This is a genomic window from Sporomusa intestinalis (genome assembly GCF_055383785.1).
On the sequence record NZ_AP042390.1, the window covers coordinates 4,260,107 to 4,280,225 of the forward strand.

18 protein-coding genes and 2 riboswitches are annotated in these 20,119 nt (G+C 51.1%); of the genes, 4 read left to right on the top strand and 14 right to left on the bottom strand.

The genetic code is table 11. From position 1 onward, the window contains the following. Nucleotides 1-65: 65 nt before the first annotated feature. A riboswitch (cyclic di-GMP riboswitch) is annotated at nt 66-153 on the bottom strand. Nucleotides 154-252: 99 nt separating this feature from the next. Beyond that, nucleotides 253-393, bottom strand: coding sequence for a hypothetical protein (locus ACZ481_RS19830; protein ID WP_464767066.1), 141 nt, complete (start codon nt 391-393; stop codon nt 253-255). A gap of 502 nt (nt 394-895) precedes the next feature. Between ACZ481_RS19830 and ACZ481_RS19835 the strand changes: the two genes are divergently transcribed. Further along, on the top strand, nt 896-2,176 hold the full coding sequence (locus ACZ481_RS19835) for an MFS transporter (protein WP_464767067.1): 1,281 nt from the start codon (nt 896-898) through the stop codon (nt 2,174-2,176). Between the two features lie 62 nt (nt 2,177-2,238). Here the strand turns inward: ACZ481_RS19835 and ACZ481_RS19840 are convergent, their stop codons facing one another. The 8 genes from ACZ481_RS19840 to ACZ481_RS19875 form a co-directional block, all read right to left on the bottom strand. After that, entirely contained in the window at nt 2,239-2,955 is a 717-nt protein-coding gene (locus ACZ481_RS19840; RefSeq protein WP_464767068.1) for a peptidase C39 family protein, read from the bottom strand. 75 nt (nt 2,956-3,030) lie between these two features. Further along, on the bottom strand, nt 3,031-5,004 hold the full coding sequence (locus ACZ481_RS19845; protein ID WP_464767069.1) for a methyl-accepting chemotaxis protein: 1,974 nt from the start codon (nt 5,002-5,004) through the stop codon (nt 3,031-3,033). Nucleotides 5,005-5,256: 252 nt separating this feature from the next. Beyond that, nucleotides 5,257-5,342: riboswitch (cyclic di-GMP riboswitch) on the bottom strand. 163 nt (nt 5,343-5,505) lie between these two features. Further along, nucleotides 5,506-7,011 (bottom strand): acetyl-CoA hydrolase/transferase family protein, encoded by a 1,506-nt coding sequence (locus ACZ481_RS19850; protein ID WP_464767070.1) that lies wholly within the window; start codon nt 7,009-7,011, stop codon nt 5,506-5,508. 15 nt (nt 7,012-7,026) lie between these two features. After that, on the bottom strand, nt 7,027-8,430 hold the full coding sequence (locus ACZ481_RS19855; RefSeq protein WP_464767071.1) for an SLC13 family permease: 1,404 nt from the start codon (nt 8,428-8,430) through the stop codon (nt 7,027-7,029). 157 nt (nt 8,431-8,587) lie between these two features. Further along, entirely contained in the window at nt 8,588-9,370 is a 783-nt protein-coding gene (locus tag ACZ481_RS19860; RefSeq protein ID WP_464767072.1) for a LytR/AlgR family response regulator transcription factor, read from the bottom strand. Beyond that, complete coding sequence (locus ACZ481_RS19865; RefSeq protein ID WP_464767073.1) at nt 9,327-11,078, bottom strand: LytS/YhcK type 5TM receptor domain-containing protein; 1,752 nt, start codon at nt 11,076-11,078, stop codon at nt 9,327-9,329. The genes ACZ481_RS19860 and ACZ481_RS19865 overlap by 44 nt, the downstream gene beginning before the upstream one ends. 188 nt (nt 11,079-11,266) lie before the next feature. Beyond that, nucleotides 11,267-12,520 (bottom strand): nickel pincer cofactor-dependent isomerase, group 22, encoded by a 1,254-nt coding sequence (locus ACZ481_RS19870; RefSeq protein WP_464767074.1) that lies wholly within the window; start codon nt 12,518-12,520, stop codon nt 11,267-11,269. A gap of 41 nt (nt 12,521-12,561) precedes the next feature. Then, the gene (locus ACZ481_RS19875; protein WP_464767075.1) at nt 12,562-14,067 is read right to left on the bottom strand and encodes an SLC13 family permease; all 1,506 of its coding nucleotides are present in this window, start codon (nt 14,065-14,067) and stop codon (nt 12,562-12,564) included. A 461-nt stretch (nt 14,068-14,528) separates the two neighbouring features. Here ACZ481_RS19875 and ACZ481_RS19880 point away from each other — a divergent pair, with 461 nt between their 5' ends. After that, nucleotides 14,529-15,422, top strand: coding sequence for a hypothetical protein (locus tag ACZ481_RS19880; RefSeq protein WP_464767076.1), 894 nt, complete (start codon nt 14,529-14,531; stop codon nt 15,420-15,422). Between the two features lie 137 nt (nt 15,423-15,559). On the opposite strand, the gene ACZ481_RS19885 is transcribed toward ACZ481_RS19880, so the two are convergent. Next, nucleotides 15,560-15,910, bottom strand: a complete 351-nt coding sequence (locus tag ACZ481_RS19885) for a hypothetical protein (RefSeq protein WP_464767077.1) — start codon at nt 15,908-15,910, stop codon at nt 15,560-15,562. Between the two features lie 180 nt (nt 15,911-16,090). Here ACZ481_RS19885 and ACZ481_RS19890 point away from each other — a divergent pair, with 180 nt between their 5' ends. Next, nucleotides 16,091-16,423, top strand: coding sequence for a hypothetical protein (locus ACZ481_RS19890; protein WP_464767078.1), 333 nt, complete (start codon nt 16,091-16,093; stop codon nt 16,421-16,423). 42 nt (nt 16,424-16,465) lie between these two features. Here the strand turns inward: ACZ481_RS19890 and ACZ481_RS19895 are convergent, their stop codons facing one another. Then, nucleotides 16,466-16,936 carry an ASCH domain-containing protein gene (locus ACZ481_RS19895; RefSeq protein WP_464767079.1) on the bottom strand — a complete coding sequence of 157 codons (471 nt, stop codon included), beginning with the start codon at nt 16,934-16,936 and terminating at the stop codon, nt 16,466-16,468. Nucleotides 16,937-17,361: 425 nt separating this feature from the next. Here ACZ481_RS19895 and ACZ481_RS19900 point away from each other — a divergent pair, with 425 nt between their 5' ends. Beyond that, nucleotides 17,362-17,661: a hypothetical protein gene (locus ACZ481_RS19900; protein WP_464767080.1), complete on the top strand. Its 300-nt coding sequence runs from the start codon at nt 17,362-17,364 to the stop codon at nt 17,659-17,661. On the opposite strand, the gene ACZ481_RS19905 is transcribed toward ACZ481_RS19900, so the two are convergent. From ACZ481_RS19905 to ACZ481_RS19915, 3 genes are read right to left on the bottom strand one after another with little or no spacing between them, the layout of a single operon-like run. Beyond that, entirely contained in the window at nt 17,618-18,139 is a 522-nt protein-coding gene (locus ACZ481_RS19905) for a 2-oxoacid:acceptor oxidoreductase family protein (RefSeq protein ID WP_464767081.1), read from the bottom strand. The genes ACZ481_RS19900 and ACZ481_RS19905 overlap by 44 nt on opposite strands. 1 nt (nt 18,140) lies before the next feature. After that, nucleotides 18,141-18,959, bottom strand: a complete 819-nt coding sequence (locus ACZ481_RS19910) for a 2-oxoacid:ferredoxin oxidoreductase subunit beta (RefSeq protein WP_464767082.1) — start codon at nt 18,957-18,959, stop codon at nt 18,141-18,143. Between the two features lie 12 nt (nt 18,960-18,971). After that, nucleotides 18,972-20,108 (bottom strand): 2-oxoacid:acceptor oxidoreductase subunit alpha, encoded by a 1,137-nt coding sequence (locus tag ACZ481_RS19915; RefSeq protein WP_464767083.1) that lies wholly within the window; start codon nt 20,106-20,108, stop codon nt 18,972-18,974. Between the last annotated feature and the right edge of the window lie 11 nt (nt 20,109-20,119).

Here is a 20,119-nt window from a genome sequence, read left to right on the forward strand (position 1 = left end):
AAGCTCTTACTGGCCGTCAATTGGCAAATGCGGCGGCGGCACAATGTAAAGACTGCCAGGATGCAGATTGCAACCTGGCAGTCTTGAGCGCAAACAGCTTGTAGACCCACGGCTTTGCGTCCCTATCTTTCGATAAGTTTGCCAACATGTTAACTTAGTAGCAAGGCATACAGTCATGTATGTTATCTTTTTAACTATGTTCGAAACCTTTTAGCAAAATCCTGCTAAAATAAGTTAATTTTTTCTTAAATTCTACAAAAAACGACTCCAGGAGGAACCCGGCTTAAGCCAGTAGTCGTTGGCTTTATATTGCTTCTGAATGGCAGCCACTTGTTTCCGGTTGCTGCTGAATTTATTCTTGGCCTGGGTCAGCAATTCCCCATGGGCGGACATGCCGGCCAGGGAAAAACGCCGCCGGGCGCGGGGGGCGCAGGTGTGTCCCCATTTCCCTCTTCTATACTTAAAAAATTACTTGACGGATAATCCGGCGATGACTATACTGGATAGTAAAGGTTTACAAGTTTACAATTGGAAATAACCAGTAAAAGTGATGAGGGAGACAAGCTTGCCGCAGCGTAGCAGAGAACTGACGGATGGTGCGAGTCAGTAACAAACCGGTAAAGTCCAATCACTCCTGAACTGCAAAGCCCAACGGCCAGCACGTAGCGGCCAAGTAAGCTGCGCCGGACTCGGCTCCAACGAGCGCAACCGTTATTTGCTTAGGGTTGTTTGACCTGACGAGAAAACCGCTGTTCACACAGACGGTTAATGAGGGTGGTACCGCGGGATTAATCTCTTGCCCCTTAGATTTATTTAGGGGATAAGGGATTTTTTTATTGTCCCGGGTCCGGCAATATTCCCGGTTTTTAGCATTCTTATTTTGCAGGAGGTCATTATGAACACAAAAGCTACTCAGTTTCGCTGGTTTCTGGCAATCCTTATGTTCCTTATCAGTTTCATCTCTTATATGGACCGCGTCAATCTATCGGTAGCAACGCCGGAGATTATGAAGGAATTCGGGTTCAGCAAAATGGATATCGGCCTGCTGCAGACCGTATTCTTTGTCGGTTATTCACTCATGCAGATACCAGGCGGCATTATGTCCGAACTGTTCGGCCACCGGCTGGTCATTGCAGGGGCCGCCACCTTTTGGTCGGTTTTTACGGCTCTGACGGCGGCCTGCAACAGCCTGCCCATGTTCGCTGTCGTCCGTACACTCTTCGGCATCGGTGAGGGACCGCTGGCCCCCTCCTTCAGCCGCTTCATCTACCGCTGGTTCAACGCCAATGAAAAAGCCCGCGGGGCATCGTTTTTACTAGGCGGGGTATTTTTTGGCCCGGTCGTCGGCCCGGCGGCAACTGTCGCCCTCATGCTGGCCTTCGGCTGGCGTTCGGTCTTTGTTATTTTCGGCCTGGCCGGTATTGTTTTAGCTGCCGCCTGGTATTATTTTGCTACCGAATCACCCCGTCATAATAGATTTGTCAACGCGGCCGAAGTGGCCCACATTGAGGGGAATAACCCCGAGGCTGCCCAGCCCCGGAAGGAACTGGCCCCCTGGCGCGGCTTTCTCTCGGCGCCCCAGTTCTGGGCTATTGGCATCCAGTTTTTCATAACCGATTATATTATGTATGTGTTTTTAGCCTGGCTGCCGCTTTATCTCATGGAAGCGCAAAATTTCTCCCTGCAGAAAATGGGCATTGCCGCGTCTTTCCCCTGGGCCGCACTCTGTCTTGTTACCTTTGCCACCGGCTATTTAAGCGATAAGCTGATTATGGCCGGCGCATCCAAGTATAAGGTCCGGACCCTGTCCGGGGTAGTGGGCCTTGCCCTTTGCTGTGTGTGCCTGTACCTGGGGGCAATTGCCACAACCCCGGTAATGAATGTGTTCTGGCTGACCCTGTCGCTGGGCTCGCTGGGCTTGACCTTCAATGCCGGCTGGGCGGCCTGTATTGATCTTGGCGGCCGGTTTTCCGGCTCGGTTTCCGGCTGGATGAACTTCTGGGGCAACCTTGGCGGCGTGGCAGCGCCCCTGCTGACCGCCTGGATAGCCACTCATTACGGCTGGCAAGCGGCAATCATGACCACTTCCGCCTTTGCCATTATTGGCATGTTCGCCTGGCTGCTGGTCAGGCCTGAACGCCCGCTAGTCCCCAAGCCGGTGCCGGGCCGGCCCTAGTGTCTTGACCACATTATCTTTTATCAAAACACCCAGCCTGCTTGTCAGACTGGGTGTTTTGCTTACTGCCGCCGGGGGACAGCAATAATATACACATTGTTTACTAACTTGCCCGGATCTAAATACTTGGCATCAAACCACATGTCCCGAAACCGCCAGGCATTAAAGGAAGAGATGCCGTCGGGGTTGTTGTCGGTCGTCCACTGGACAGCCGGGTCGGCAAAGAAGATGGAATCAACGCCCGGGGCCGGTGATTCGGAGGCGGCATAGTAACCGGTGACGACCACCCAGTGGCCGCCCCAGTCGATCCACTCCACCAGGGTGGGAATGCCCCGCGCCAGGTTTTCCCGCAGCATTTCCAGGGTTCCGTCATATCCGAGGGTCACCTCAAACCCGTTGTTCTTCAACCACGCTTCTATCAGCTGAGGGGGAGTACCGGGGTTTTCATGGCCCAGGCCGCCGGTCCCCATCTCCCGGGCAAGCCGCATTTCCGTGTCATGGTTCATTTCTGCGTCACTTAATAGCTGATACCAGTGCAACAGTGACATGACCGCCGCCGGACCGCAGGTATAGTCGGTTGTTTGTTGATAGCCCTTGACGCCCAGGGACAGGTAATAGGGATTGGGTTTCATCTCGTAATAGTTGGCGGCGCCGGTGGAGTCCGGCCGCGGCAGGGTTGTTTCTTCTCCTGCCGGCCTGGCCGCGGCCAGGTAGGCAAGAAAAACCAGGCAAACCAGAATAGTTTTCCACCGCGCGACCCTCGCCTGTCTGCTAACCATGCAACCCCTCCTCAATTTTATATATGCTTTTACAGATAATTGTAGAAGAGGGGGGCATCTGACCGGAATAGTAAGCTACACAACGAATTTATTAACAGCTTCTCTGAGGTCCATCGCCAGTTTAGCCAATACCTGGCTTGAGGCTGCAATTTCCTCCATGGCTGCCGATTGTTCCTCGGTCGCTGCCGCCACCGTCTGCGCCTCACCGGCGGTTTTCTTACTCAAGTCATCCATTTGCCGGACCGAACCGACAATCTGTTGGCTGCCATCAGCCATTTGCCTGATGGCGGCAGAGATTTCCCCGATTTGTCCTGATACCTGGGCAACAAGGGCGGTAATGTCCGCAAAGGTCCGGCCGGAGGTGTTAACTACGGCTGCGCCCAGCTTTACTTCGCGTGTTCCTTCCTCCATGGCGGTTACGGCTTTATTGGTGTCAGCCTGAATTTCACTAATCAAGCCGGCGATCTTTTTTGCTGCTTCCTGCGATTGCTCCGCTAATTTACGGACTTCTTCCGCTACCACGGCAAACCCCCGTCCCTGTTCGCCGGCCCGCGCCGCTTCAATAGCGGCATTAAGCGCCAGCAGGTTGGTTTGTCCGGCAATACCGGCAATAGTATCCACAATCTGCCCGATCTCTTTCGAGCGTTCCCCTAAATTGGCGACAACACCGGCTGAACTATTCACCGTCTGTTCAATATGCGCCATTTGTTTAACTGCTGCTGCAACCGATTGATTGCCTTCATCCGCCTTTTCCCTGGCCCGGGCTGATTGCTCCGCCACCTGATTCACATGCATGGCGATTTGCTGAATATTATCTGACAGCTGTTGTACGACAGTGGAAGTAGTATCCGCCACCGTCAGTTGTTCTTCTGTCCGCTTAGAAACACCGGCAATGGAACCGGCTACCTGATTGGCAGCCTGCGACGACTGGTGCGCGCTGGCAGTTAGTTCCTCGGCTGAGGTAGCAACCAGTTCGGACGAGGTATCAATTTTGCGGACAAGCTGGCGCAGATTATCGACCATGATTTCAAAGGCCCTTGCCAAACGCCCCAGTTCATCCTGGGAATGTATATTAATATTCGTTATGCTGAGATCGCCGCCGGCAATACAGTTAGCCATTCCTTCCAGTATTTGCACCGGTCTGGCAATGCGCGCAGCGGTGATCAGGATAACGAAAATAGCGGCAATAAGCACTATGACAATCGTAAGCAATGAAATCCAGGCAAAGGTTTGCAGCTGCGCTCTGGCCTCAGCCGCCGGTACAGTCACGCCGATGGACCAGGAGGTTCCTGTAATGGGCGCGTAAGCCAGGTATTTTTCTATTCCCTCATAGTGGTAGCCGGCGATCCCCTTTTCGCCTTGCAGCATCTTGGCCACTGCCGCCTGTAACGGCGGGGTTGCATGTGGATCATTGTTAATATTCATTTTGTTTACTAGCTCATGATTAGGATGAACAATAATCGTGCCATCTGTCCGCAAAACGTAGGCATAGCCGGTTTGGGCAACCTTTATAGCAAGAATGCGTTTTTCCACTTCTTCAATATTGATGGCCCCCGCTAAAATCCCGACAACGCGGCCAGCCGTTTTGATCGGGGTGGCGACGACGACCACCAGCTTGCCGCTTGTTGGCGATATAATTGGATCAGTAATAAAAGTATTGCCTGCAATCGCACTGGCAAAATAGGGCCGGTTGGTTGAGTTGCCGGCTACACCGCGGGTGTCGACGTAGTTGCCGTCGGCATCAGTCCAAAAAATATTTTCATACAGCTTGTTATTGTTGATTTCCGCGCTAATGTAAGCCACCCGGCTGTCACGGCTGCCATCAATCATAATGGGTGACCGGGCGATTGCCTCCAGTTCCTTTTTATGCCCCTCAAGCCACATGCCGACTGCTTCCCCATTGGTCTGGGCCGTAAGGGCAAGTTCATTCTCAATACCCCGGGTCAGCATTTTTTGGGATTGCCAGTAGTTAAGCCCTGCCAGCACCCCCAGAGCGATCATAAATAAAGCGATAACAATGGCCGCAAGCTTTGCCTTAATACTTTTCATATTCAACATCTCCATTCGTGTGGTCAGTGATCTTTAGCATATATGCACTCTTTGATCATCGCCATATATTATTGGTAAAACCCCTGCCCTTTTCCCAGACCCCCTTCCGTTATTCAGCCCCTGCGTCTCCGGTTTGCCGTGCCTTAATGCAATCTGCAAAACGAATGGATCAGCGCGGGCAGCGTGGCACGCAAATAAATCGATAATGACAGACCTGTCCATGGCAGGCCTGTCATTATCGATTTAAAACCGAATTGCAGCCTGGCAATCATAGGCGTACCGCCTTTAGACCCATGGCTTTGCGTCCTTGCCTTTCGACAAGTATGCCGTTATAGGTACTTACTATTTATATCGTTTAAAAATTCAAAAAGTTTAGTCGTTAAAACGTCTATACTAGTTAAAAGGTAAGGCAAACAAGAAATAAAGCAAAGGGCCTGTGCCAAAAACAGGCCCTTTGCCGGCAATAAACAGACTTCCGCTTGCTTGGCAGTACTTTCCCAATCAGAATTTCATTGTCCCGGTTTCCATGAACCGGCAATGCCAGGACAAGGCTTCGGCCAGGATATGCGGTGTATGCGCCCCGCCGGTCGTCTTCTCAGCTCTGGCAAGATAATCAAGCAAGCGGGGCCGGTAGCCGGGATGGGCACAGTGGCTGATAATTTTCCGGGCCCGCTCTTTGGGGCTTAGCCCGCGGATGTCGGCCACCCCCTGCTCGGTTATAAACACATCTACATCATGTTCCGTGTGATCCACATGGGAACACATGGGAACAATACAGGATATGGCCCCGTTTCTGGCGACAGAGCTGCTGAAAAAGAAGGTGAGGTAGCCATTGCGGGCAAAGTCACCGGAACCGCCAATACCGTTCATAATTTTACTGCCCATGACATGAGTGGAGTTAACATGGCCATAAATGTCAAACTCAATGGCTGTGTTCATAGCAATGACCCCCAGGCGCCGCACTATTTCCGGGCTATTGGCTATCTCTTGCGGCCGCAGGACAATTTTGTCCCTGTATTTGTCAATATTGGCATAAAACCGTTTTAACCCCTGCGGTGATGGCGTAAGCGCCGTACCGGAGGCAAAAGCAAGCTTCCCGGCATCAATTAAATCCAGCATACCATCCTGGATGACTTCAGTGTACACCGTGAGATCGGAGAAGTCCGAGTTCACCAGCCCGGTAATAACCGCATTGGCGACAGACCCGACCCCGGACTGCAGCGGCAACAGGCTGGCAGGCAGTCTGCCTGCCTTGATTTCGCCCTGGAGAAAGCCAATAAGGTGTCCGGTCATGGCCTTAGCATCGGCATCCATCTCGGCCAGCGGGCGAACATCATCAGGTATGTCACTTAAGACAATGCCGGCTATTTTATCCTCCGGGCAGGGAATATACGGTACCCCAATCCTGTCGGCCACATTGACAAGCGGCAGCACTTCCCGGTGCGGCGGATCGCCGGGCGTCAGAATGTCATGCATTCCTGCCAGCGCCAACGGCTGCGTCAGATTTACTTCGATGATTACTTTGTCTGCCAACCGGACAAAAGCAGCGGCGTTGCCAACCGAGGTTGTGGGAATAACATGGCCCTCTTCCGTAATGGCACAGGCTTCAATTATAGCAATATCGACCTTGCCGCCCAGAAAGCCGCAGCGGGCCATTTGCGCCACATGGCTTAAATGCAGGTCGGTATATTGCATGCCGCCGTTATTGATTGCCTGTCTGGTAACAGGATTGGTCTGATAAGGCAACCGTTTTGCAATGCCGCCCACCTGGGCCAAAGCAGCATCAAGCTCCTTGCCCACCGAGGCGCCTGTCCACAGATTTACTTTGAATCCCTCCTGCTGGATGCGCCTAGCCAAAGCCAAGGGTACGGCCTTGGGATAGCCCGAGGGGGTAAACCCGCTTGTCCCGATATTCATGCCCGGCGTAATAAGCGACGCCGCTTGTTCCGCCGCCATGATTTTCGCCTGCAGCGCCTTGCTCCGTATTCTTGCGGATAAATCACTCATAATTCCAACCTCCTCCTATTGTACTACCCCCAGCCATTGCCAATAGGTTAGTACCATAACGCTCATAAATGCTGCCGCAATAATACTCATCACCGCACCGGTTTTAATGATCTCGCCTGAGGTTATATGACCGGTGCCAATAGCAATAGCATTTGGCATATTACTTACCGGGAGCAGATACTGGTGCTGCATGTTCATTCCCATAATGAGCGCAAACGGCAGGGGATTGGCACCAATGGCTGCCGCATGGGCAATCACAATCGGGGTGAGCGCAGTAGTTTTCGGGCCGCCGCCGGTAAAAAATATCTGCAGTGCTGTCACAAGCCAGATAAGAATGATCATTTGTACAGCATGAGGCCTGGTGCCAATCGGCCCGAGCATAGTACCGGCCATCCATTTAGCGGCCCCGGAGGTTACAAGTGCCGTTCCCATAGATAAACCGGCTCCGTAGAGAACAAAAATATTCCAGGGTACTTTTTGTTGCGCCTCTTTCCAGGCCATAATCCCCGCACCGGGCCACAACAATAAGACAACAGCTACTATACCTACCAACACGACATTTACTTTGTGCATCGAGTCTGTAGCCCATAAAGCCAGGGTAACTAAGAACACTGCCAGCGTGTACTTTTCCTGGCGGGAAAGGCTGCCCAGGGAAGCAAGTTCCCTGCGCACATACTCCTGGCCTTGACCCAGGTTGTTGATTTCCGGAGCCCACATTTTCTGGAGCAGGAAAACAGATATTCCCGCCAGCAGGAAAGCAGGCGGAGCACCAATTTTGAACCACTCTGCCCAGGAAACGGTTTGCCTGGTGGCGGCCTCAATTAAACCGACGGTAATGGGGTTGCCAACATGAGCGGTTAGAATGCCGATACTCATCATAGTACCGCTCATGGCGACAATAAACAGCAAAGCCTTAACAATATTGCTTTCTCCCGGTTTGGCACCAAAAGCCTGGCCGATACCAACAATGATCGGCAGCATTAGCAGCGTCCGGGCAGTAATCGAAGGCACCAAAAAGCTTGTAAGCAGCATAACGAGTGCAACCGCCCAATACACCTTTATGGCTGAACCTTGGGCCGAGTTGACCAGCAGCAATGCAATTCTTTTGGATAACCCCGCTTTCTCCATGCACCCAGCCATAATAAAGCCGATAACAATGAGCCAGACCGCGGTATTGGCATAGCCGCCAAAGGCTTCTCCCAGCTTGGTGGCCCCCAGAGCTGCCAGTAAAAACACAATGACAAGGCCGCTGATAGCATCATCAAGCGCCTGGGAAACCCACACAATAATGGCAAAAACAGCCACACCCATTGACTTTTTTCCCGCCAGGCTGAGACCTGTAAGCTCCGGTGTCAGCCAGACAATTCCGCCTAAACAGACAAAGGCTAACAGCAGACACATCCATTTCCGCTTACTCATACTTCCCCTCCCAACCAATAAATTATTTTAATACTCAATTAAATTTTAATTTTCTTGCAAATCAGGAAGCTAGCGCATATTGACCAGCAGCGAAAAATCAGCGACCAGCAACCTATACACAGGACAAGAAAAAACCGCCACTACGGCGGTTTAACTCTTATAGTTCAATATAATCTTTTAACCGGGTAGCATACGCCCGGCCTACCGGCACTTCCTGGCTTTTGCCTGCCCCATTTTTTTGCAGGATAAGTATATAGCCTTTATTAAACCAGGTCGCAATCTCTTTTATCTGATTCACATTGACAATATAATTCCGATGACAGCGGAAAAACCGGTCTGCCGGCAATTTTGCTGCAAAATCCTGCAAAGTCAGTTTTGTCCGGTAAATCCCGCCATCACAGGTCTTGATGTATACAAGCCGGTCTTTAGCATAAACCATCTCAATTTTGTCACTATCGATAATTTCCATCCGGTCGCCCTTTTCCACAGAAAACTTACGAGCAGGGCCTGACTTTGAAAATTCCTTATTGGCAAAGGCCTTGGTCTTTACGCTTGATCCGGCAATCATTTTTTCAAACTTTCCCATAACCCGCAGAATGTCTGCTTCATCATAAGGTTTGAGAATATAATCCATGGCATTTACCGCAAAGGCCTGTAAGGCATATTCGTCATAAGCAGTGGTAAAAACCACGGCCGGCGGCTCTTCGCAGGCAATCAGCCTTGCAGCTACTTCCAGTCCTGTCAGCCCCGGCATCTGAATATCCAAAAAAGCAATATCCGGCCTATGCTTCTTAACCAGCAGCAACGCTGCTTCCCCGTCCTGGGCCCGGCCTGCCACCTGCAGGTCCGGATACGCCTCAAGCAACAAAGTTTGTAATTCATCAGCCATCAATTGCTCATCGTCCGCAATAATAATCTTTACATCCTTCAGCCTTGACATCTGACATCACCGCCTCCTGTAAAGGTACCCGGATAAGCACGCAAGTGCCCTCATCCTTATTACTCTCTATTGCTAGGCCGAACTCCCTGCCAAACAGGCGTTGAATGCGGGCATGAACATTGCTGAGGCCAATGCCAATCCCTTCGGATAATTGAGAATCAGCCGTAAGCTTGTCAAAACTTATTAATCGCTCCCTGGGAATACCAACGCCATTATCCTGCACTTGAATATAGAGCATCGTATTATCTTGCCAAATACGAATCTCAATAATACCGCCGTCTCTTTTTGGGGACAGACCGTGTTTAACTGCGTTTTCCACCAGCACCTGAATTGAAAAAACAGGGATAATGCGGCTGTAGGTCTCCGGGTCAATAACCTTAACGATCTGAATGCGATCACCAAAACGGACTTGTTCTAAATAGATATAATTATCGATAAAGTCCAGCTCTTCTGCTACTGTATTCAGTTCTTTACCCGGTTTTATATGCTGCCTGATCATATGTGACAAATTTTTTATCAATAGTCTCGCTTTTTCCGGGTCTGTCCGGGTGGTCGCACTTATGGCGCCTAAAATATTAAAAATAAAATGAGGATGGATCTGGGCCCGTAACGAGTTATACTCGGCCTGGGACAACAGTACGGCCTGCACTTCCAGTTCGGACTGCAATAACTGCAGGCTTAAAAAATCAGCTATCCCCTGCACCAGTTCGGCCTCATACGGCAGAATCATCCTGTTGCCGGTCTTATAGACCTTAATGCTTCCCTGAAAGCGATTATTAATGATCAGCGGGGCATCGATTACTGCGCTCAAGGGACAAGCATTATAGGGACAGCCGATTTCTTCCCTGTTATTGGTAATAATCGTCTGCCGGGACTGTAAAGCCTGCTTAGTAGCCTTGGTAATAAAGGGCTGACCTACAATATGGTGATCGTCTCCCTTGCCTATGAAAGCCAGAATCTTATCCGTATCGGTTACGGCGACGGCATCAGCCCCTATTTCCGCGTGGATAGTTTCGGCAATGCGCCGGGCAGACTCCAGCGTCAATCCCGGCCGCAGCATACTGCTTGTCTTCTGAATGACACGCATGGCCTGCTGGGCAGCCCTGGCCTGAACTTTGTCCTGCTCCTGGTAAACATCGCGCACAATATAAACGAACAGCATAACACCCAGACTATTGGCTATCGTAGTCGGAATGGCGATCACTCGCTCCAATTCCCAGGCGGCCGCAAAGGAAGTGGAAAAACCAAGTACTATTAGTTTGAGTATGACCTCAGCCCCAAAACCAGTCGCTAATGCTTTGCCAACCCCGATCTTGCGGGCGCCGTAGCGGGAGTATATTAATCCGCTGAGATAACCGACCAGAACATTGGCGGCAACTGCCGGCAGCATTGTAAAGCCACCCATAAAATACCGGGGAACAGCCCCAATAATGCCCGCCCCCAACCCGACAATCGGTCCGCCCAGCAGCCCGCCGACCACAACCCCCACAATCCGGGTGTTGGCAAGGGACCCTAAAACAGGCATCCCCAGATAATTCCCGATTGCGGAAAAAAAACCGAAAACCAAAATCAGAATAACCTTATCCTGCCAGCGGTAATGCGATTGATTCAGCGCCCTGCGAAAAGGCGGCAGCTGAGTGGTAAGGTAGGCGGCCACACCAAGCACGGCAATATTTTTGATGACAACTTCCATTAAACCCTGATTCACAGCGCCGCCCCCCTGCCCATGAGATTTACTTCATTATTGTATCACAAACAATCGTGCTGCAACGTGCCAAAACAGCCAATACCTTTGGTATTTTAAAACCTAATCGGCAGGGTGGCAATATTGATTTGCTCATGGCCTCCGCACCTTGGGCCTGCGGTCAAGGCAGGCTGACGGGCTGCCAACTGCAGCTAGTGGAAGGGTAACAGCAGGCGGTTTTGTGAGTCAAATGGTAATTCCTCTGCGTCCTCAACAATTGCTATTTCTTCCCGTGCGTACAGGTCTTGGGCTACGACTGCCGACACCAGGCATTCTGTCAAAAACAGGGTATTAGGAATAACAACCACCCGTAGTTTCTCCGGCGGAATACTGCTCAGACTATGCTGCACGGCCGCCAGCAGCTTGCGGTCATCCTCATAATGGATAGGGGTAACTGCCCGCATTACAAATGTACTGGTAAGGCAATTAAGATAAGTGGCCTGCCTATCCATCTTGTCAACCAGTCTTTGGGTCACAAAATCGGCCAATCCGATCCCGGTCGCGTTGCCGTGGGATTCTGCCGATAAATCCAGCACCACAATTCGCTTGACCGCCGGCAGCAAAGGCTCAGGCACCCCCTGAATCCGGCTGCGGCCTATGATATTGGTATCAATGCCTGTGCCGCTGAAATTTTTGCCCATTTGCCCGATAATCAGGATGTCAATATCCGCAACCGGCAGCGACGGCATCAGCGATTTTGAATAGGATAAAAGCTCACTTTCTTCCTGGATAAACGCGGTCCTGGCCACACTTTTAATTAAGGCGGTTTCCTCATAAGCGTTTTCAATGATTGCCAGCCCGCCCAGGATGGGGAGCTTGGCCAGGATGACCTCACCAATTTCTCCAAGCAGCCGCGGCAATTCCTCACTGCCAAACCCGTGAAACTGCTTGGCCCCCTGCGGGCCGCCCAGGCCCACAACCAGCATTTTAACCAGGCCGCTCTCCACTTTTCCTTTGAAGGAGGTGTGGGTTTTTACCCGGTTCACTACGAATATGCCGTCAAGCTGCAGGGCCGATTGTAAGACATAGGCAGGAATCCCCGCCCGGGTATGGCCGATGATCTCACACGCTGCACAGGCGACAACCTCAGCGCCGATCGTTGCGGCCGTAAGGCCTAAGCTGTCAAGGACCTCCTGTTGCCCTGCCGCCGTACCGCCGCCATGGCTGCCCATGGCCGCCAGCAAAAAGGGCTCGCCTCCCTGCTGCCTGATATATTGTGCAACCTGACGGAGAAAGACGGCGATATGCCGGATGCCGCGGCTCCCCGCCGTGATGCCAATGCGTTTACCCGCCAGCTGCTGCCTGCAGTTCAACCGGTCAAGTTCGGCCAGAACCGTGCCCGGCCCATCCTCAACCAGCGGTCTGGCAAAAGTCTGCCTGATTCTAACCAGCCTGGGAAAATCCATAAAGATCTGCCCCCTCTTTCCTTCTTACTGTTTTTGCCTGCTTACAGCAAGCCGATCCATTGCCACCAGGTAAAGGCCGTTATAATCCATAACCCCCAGATGATCAGGCCCAGTATAACTGAGGCTTTAAGCTGCTCCGTCACGGTGTAGTAGCCCTTGCCGAACATAATGATATTGCCCATGGTATTGAAAGGCAGGAAGAGCGCGTACGCCATCATAATGGCCAGCGGCATAACAAAGGCTACCACATCAAAGCCCAGCGTTTCTGCCAGGCCGATATAAATAGGTATCATAACTCCGGTCATGGCCGTCGTTGTGGACCAGATAACATGGCTGAAGATACTAAAGCCGAGCAACAGCAGCAGCAGCGGCATCATAGCCACGCTTTCCAGGCCCATGGCGCCCAGCAAGGCCTTAATAATCCACTCAAAGGCCCTGGTTTTCATCAAAGCGGCACTTAAGGTCAAGACACCGCCAAAGTAAACGAACAGTTCCCAGGGCAGCGATTTTTCGGTCTCTTTCCAATCAAGCACGCCGATGCGGGGCGTAAAGATCAGCATGGAAACAAAAAAGGCAACCATCGTGGAATTAAAATTGTGGATGGCGTCGGTTGACCACAGAACAAGCGCCAGGACAAAGTACAGCACGGCCTTCTTTTCGCGGACAGACATCGGTCCCATAGCCGCCAGCTCCTGTTTTATATAGTCCGCTCCCCCGGGCAGGGCCTTTACCTCAGGCGGATACAGCCTGAGCAACAGCCAGCCGGTAATGGCCAGAATAACAAGGTTTGTCGGCAAAGCGGCCAAAGCCCAGTAGCTCCAGGTCGTGTAAACAGAGACCCCGGCCGCAGCCGCAATCATGCCGACGGCAACCGGGTTGGGGATCGTGCCGGTCAGAAAGGCCGAACCGGTAATATTCGAGGTAAAGGTAGTGGCCAGCATAAGGGCCCTGCCAAAATTGCTCTGCCCCGGTTTGGCCTTATAGGCCTCGGCAATCCCATCGACGATAGGCAGCATAGCGGCTGTCCGGGCCGTATTGGAGGGTGTCAGCGGCGCGATAATGAAATTTGCCAGCATCGACGCATACACGGCGCCGGTTGGTGTCCGTCCCAGGATTTTCATCATCTGCAGCGCCAAGCGCTTGGCTACGCCGGCTTGGGTCATAGCTATCGACAACACAAAACCGGTAACCAGCAGCCACAAGGAGGAAGAGGCAAAACCGGCAACAGCAAATTCGGCATTGCGAATAAGCTGTCCGGCATTGTCCAGTTTGCCGTCAGGGTTACCGACCCAGAAATACAGAAGTGTCACAACAAAAAAGGTACTGACGGCAAAGTTGACGCCGATGGTTATCCACGCAACCACGGCGCCGCCAAAAACAGCCAGCAGCTTATGCTGCGTCACTGTCATTGTTGCCGGGGCAGGCAGCCCCCAGATTGCCAGCCCGACTAAAATGGCGGCAATAAGACCGTAACGTCTGCCCCATTCCTCGATAACGCTCGTGCTGGCGCCGGCTTTGGTGTTGACAGGTATATTGGCTTTCCCCACCTAGTTCACTCCTCTCCCGCATAGAATACATTGCCGGCGGTTCCCTAACCGCCAGGGCCTGCCGGCTAACCCTCGCCGGTAACCACAAGCTTGCCGGGATTGCCGCCATTGCTGTTTTTTCATACGTCCCTCCATGTTAGATTGAATATTTAGAAATTCAACTTAATTCTAAATATTAAAGGAAATGAGAGCTATTGTATCCTGACCAACAACAAAAAATCGGTAACCAGCGGCCAATAGGCAAGACAAAAAAAAACGCCGCCCCGTAAGGCGGCTGTATTCATGGCAGCTACTACGCTACTGAAATTACTTCCAAACTGCTGATCCTATCGAAGGCCGGATTTAAACGGAATGCTCACTCTCTTAAAACTATATAATCTATTTTTATCGATATAATCCGACAATTAACTACAAGTCGCACAGAGTATAATATTGATAAAAATTTAAATGAGGGATTAGTAATGGGCCGACTTATTTTTATACTTTTGTTACTTGTATTGCCTTGTCTAGCTTATGCAGAATCAGATGTACCTGGTGTTATTCCAGGTAATGCTTATATTCCTAATGGTACAACAATAGCAGTACAGCTAACCAGCACGGTAAACTCCAAACAGGCTATTAAAGGAGCAGTGCTTGAGGTATCCGCCCTTGAGGATATAACAGTGAATAATACGATAGTAATAGAATCAGGTTCTACAGGCTATGTTTTAATCTCAAATATTCGTCCGCCATCTAAATTCGGCAAAGCAGGTGGTATAGAATTAACTCCGCTGTATATAAGAACGATTAATGGGGTTAAGGTTCCCTTGATGAATGGTATAAAAAACGATGGCCAAGGGCATTCAGCCATTCGAACTTACGAACAAGGCATTGGTGGTGCAGGAGGCGCTGTAGGTGTTGATATTATAGCTGGCTTAGCAGGTATTTTTCTGGTTTATCTTGACCCTAGCCCTGGTAAAGAAGCAATCATCCCAGCCGGCACCATGTTTATTACCCAAATTAATGGTAATGTAGATTTAACAATGCCGTTTAGCAGCTTGGATCAGATAAACAGTTCCAGTGCGGGAGAAAAATTTGATTGGTCAGGCAATTATTATACTAATCGCGGGAAAATGAAATTAATGCAAAAGGGTAATAAGGTCACAGGTTCTTATGAACAAGGTAACGGAAAGCTAGAAGGTACTGTAATTAAAAATACATTAACTGGCTCTTGGAGCGAAGCTTCTAACAGCGGTTATTTTAAATTAACGTATTCATCAGAAGATAAAGCTTTGCAATTGTTCTGGAAACCTAATCATAGCGCTTCCTGGATTGAAGATCAGTTTGCTGTAAAGATTACATCTGGTTATTTATAGCTCTTGCATAAAGAAAACACGGCTTGCGCCGAGCCTTTGGCGCAAGCGGAAGCCGCTGTTGCCCTTATCCAGGGAAAGTTAACCTTTCTAGCAGGATAAAAAAGCCCCGGACCGCAGGCCGGGGCTTTTACCGGGCATTATTGAGGAGGAATACCCTGGTTAATATCTTTCAGTGCCTTTTCATGGCGCTCTTTTTCCATACGTTGACGTTCCTGCCAATCCTCGTCTGTCTCGTTCGGGCGCCGTTTCATTTCTTGTTCATGACGCTGGTTTTCCTCGCGGATTTGTTGGTCACGATCTTTAACCTTTTCTTCATACCGTGGTTGATTATCATTTCCTGTTCCCGGTGCCGGTGCCGGCTCCAACGCTGCGGCGGCGACTGTTGCACCTATCCCAATTTGCATCAGCGCTACCAGCGAATAAACAATAGTCTTTTTAGTTAGCTTGTTGATAAAGCATACCTCCTTTTGTTTATTTGCAATTAGCATAACATGGAAATATGACAAAAATATGACAAGCTGGTAAATAGAACCATCTTTTTCTTTAAAATTGCAGCCGCATTGGAAAATAATAAAAGTTTCACTTTAAAAGAATTTTAAGAACTAATTGTTAAGATAAAGTCGTACCAAACAAGGTACTAAAAAACAATTTAGAAAGAGGTTGAAGATATGTTTACTAAAAATAAAACAGTTTTGTCGCTGGCATTGGGATTAGCGATGGTGTACGGTGCCGGCACCATGTCCGCCTTTGCCGCCCCGAATGAGCAGTTACCGGAAAGGCCGGTTGTTCAAAGTCAGGCTCAGAATAATCACCCCAGCCAACACAAACCAAACTGTGACAAAAAGCATCCAATAAATGAACCATGCAACACAAATGCCAAAAAGCCGCTGCCTCCTAAAGATAAGCAGGATAAAAAACCTATATCCAAACAGCACGATAACAAGAGTCAAATGAATCCTGAATTCGAGAATCTACAGGATGTTCCCAATCGGGACCGATAAACAGTTCTAAGAGAAGTGGTTGAACACTTCTCTTTTTTTCGTTTAACTGCGATCATCCCCGCCTGGCCCCTCCCACTCCCACAGCCGCTGCCGCCCCCTGGCCGGCACCGGCTCAATCCGGCGCACATTGGCGAGTATCCAGGCGTAGCGGCCATGTGTATAATTACCAAGCTCAAGTTCATTGCCCGTGACCCTCATGTTATTTTCTAAAATAGCGGCAACTCTCTGTTCAGTGCCGATCTTTAAGGAGGCTGTACCTCTGACTTGAAGGCAGTCAACTAAGTTAGCTATCGCAATCACCGAGCCTAGGCGAATATGCAACCAATGGTCCGAAACACAACTTACTCCCAAAGCGGTAATAATAGGCAGGCTATAAAACGCCCGCTTCGTTTCCTGCCCCGCGTGAATCGCAATTGGCCCCCGGTACTTAGTCGACCAGCTCCGCGTCTCTATCTGTTTCGCGCCGCCGGCAATTAGGCTTGCCCACGGCTCCAGGATTGTTATGGCTTTCATTGTTCTCCCTCCACTTCAATTATTACTGCTGGTATGGCTTATCTTATTCAGGGAAAAGCTAACTTCGACCATTACGCGAAAGAGGTGCATGATGAGTAATCTATACCAAAGTAAAAAAACCGGCAATTCACCCCGTGTTACCCTTGGTGATCCTAAGACTGTCTCCAACAAGGAAAGTGCTAAAGAAGTAAATTCGATCACTAGGCCACAGTTACCGCAAGAAAAATGACGCTATACCGCCTAAAGGCGGTATTTCTTTTTACACTCCAACCATAACGAAAGAGTTGACACCGTATTCATCCCCATGCATCGCAAAGCAGCCTTCCTGCAGTATATTCGCTTGGTGAATGGTCCAATACAGTATTGGACCATTTGCCAATAGAGCGTGATTAGCTTATAATGGTATCAGTACAGGAGGTGCAGCCATGTCCAAAAAGAAAAAAATAATTAAATGTGGCACCATTAATCCAAACACTTTAAAGATTGCCGGTAAACCGAATCGGGCAATGACTCCCGCAGTAAAACTGGCGCCTATCTGGGTCGACCGCAAAAACGACTATATGCGTCATAAAGAGAAACAAAAAATCCGCTGTTATTCCGATGATTATGGATACAGCGGATTTTATTTATTTTACCTTCATTATTTTATGCAAAGCGATAATTTATGTTCACAAGACAATGTTACACTGCCTGATAACCGGTTTGCAAGGCTAACCTGTTCATAGCCTCCGTACCTTTAGGCACACGGGCCAGAACGGCCTTTTCCATGGCCTCCAGGCTGACAGAGCGGGTAAGCTTTATCATTGTCCCCAGGGCGATAATGTTCGCGAACAGCTCCCGGCCGCACCGTTCTTTGGCCAGCTGGGTGATGGGGACGGCATGCACCTGTTTATAGCCTGCCGGTACGTCGCGGACCAAGGTGCTGTCAACGATCAGCAGGCCTGTGTCCTTCAAATCGGGGCCATATTTATGGAGTGCTTCCTGCGTCATCGCCAGGAGCAGGTCGGGGTTGGCCACTTTAGGGTAATGGATGAGGCTGCTGCTGATGATAACCTCTGATTTGCTGGAACCGCCGCGGGCTTCGGGCCCGTAAGACTGGGACTGCACCGCCTCCTTGCCGTCGGCAATGGCCGCTTCGGCCAGGATAATACCGGCCAGGATCAACCCCTGGCCCCCTGAACCGCTTAATCTGACTTCCATCATATTAACCACGCCCTCCCATCGCCTGTGTAATAACCTGGCCATATTCAGCAGTATATTCCGGCGCCATTTCCTGATGCAGCAAGCCAATCGGGATTTTTCCCGCCAATTGCTCCGGCGTGAGCCTGGCTGCCGCTTCGACCGGCACGGTATTGTCTCGCTGCCAGGCCAACAGGGCGGCCGGTTTTCCCAGTTTGTTCTGGCGGCCAAAGGAAATCGGACAACCGGTCAGGGCCTCCACCACGGCAAACCCCTCATGGACAATGGCCTTGGCGATCAGTCCCGCAAGCTGCTTGGCATGGTAGGTGGTTGACCTGGCAACAAAGGTGGCTCCCGCCCCTTTAGCCAGTTGGGCCAAATCGAAAGCCCGGTCGATATTGCCGTAAGGCGCGGTCGTGGCTTTGGCCTGCCGGGGGGTCAGGGGCGAATACTGCCCGCCGGTCATCCCATAGATATTGTTGTTGTATATAATAACCGTAAGATCAATATTACGTCTGGCGGCATGAATGAAATGATTGCCGCCAATGGCGGTCGCATCGCCATCGCCGCTGACAACAAGCACCTTGTGGCCGGGTTTAGTCAGCTTAATGCCGGTGGCAAACGGCAGCGCCCGGCCATGAGCCGTGTGCAGGGTATCAAAGTGCAGGTAACCGGGAGCCCGGGACGAACAGCCGATCCCTGACACGATGGTCGTCTTATCCTGGTCAAGCCCCAGTTTGTCTATAGCCCGGACAATAGCGGCCGTTACAATGCCATTGCCGCAACCGGGACACCACATATGCGGCAATTTAGGCCGAAAGTATTTTTCCAGTAATTGTTCCACCTTATTTCCTCCTCAGTTGGTGCTGGCCTCTTTAATGACTGCCAGCATTTCAGCCGGTGTAATCGGGTCATTATTCCACTTGGCCAGCGATACCACCCTGGCCCGGCCGGCGACAATCCGCTCGACCTCGCCAACATATTGGCCGTAGTTGAGTTCGGCCACAATTATGGTTTTAGCCTTTTCAGCCAGGGCCGCAATCTGTTTTGCCGGCGACGGCCAGATGGTAACAGGCCGGAACAAGCCGGCCCGGATCCCCTGCTCCCGCGCCCCGGCAATGGCGGCATAAGCCGTACGGGCCGTACCGCCGAAAGCAATAACGGCCACTGCGGCATCCTCTGTATACTGTTCTTCAAAGGTAACAATATCGTCAATATGAGCGGTGATTTTGGTATGCAGCCTGGCAATCAGCTCCTGGGAAGTGGCATTAGCCCCGCTGGGAAAACCGGTATAGTCGTGCGCCAGACCGGTAACATGGAACCGGTAACCGTCACCGTAGGCCGGCATCGGCGGCACACCGTCAGGATCCGGCTCATACGGGCGAAACACCCCCGGTGGCAGGCCGGGCTGCTTGCGGTTAATAATTTTTACCGTCCCCGGTTCAGGCAGCTCAAATTTCTCCCGCATATGACCGATAATTTCATCAAGCAGCAATACCACCGGTGTGCGGTATCGCTCGGCCAGGTTAAAGGCTTCTACTGTCAGGCGGTAACACTCCGGTACGCTGGCCGGGCAGAGCGCGATAACCCCCCTGTCGCCATGCGATCCCCACCGGGCTTGCATAATATCGGCCTGCGCCGGCGAGGTCGGCTGGCCGGTACTGGGGCCCACCCGTTGTACATTGACAATAACACAGGGTACTTCGGCCATAGCCGCATAGCCAATTAATTCCTGCTTGAGGGAAAAGCCGGGACCGCTTGTGGCTGTCAGCGACTTAACACCGGTCAAAGCCCCGCCGATGGTTGCCGCCATACCGGCAATTTCGTCTTCCATCTGAATAAAGGTGCCGCCGACCTGGGGCAGCCGTTTGGCCAACAGCTCGGCCACCTCCGTTGACGGTGTTATCGGGTAGCCGGCAAAAAAGCGGGCGCCGGCGGCAAGTGCGCCTTCTGCGCAAGCATGATTCCCCTGCATCAGTACTGCTTTCGCCATGAATCCATTCC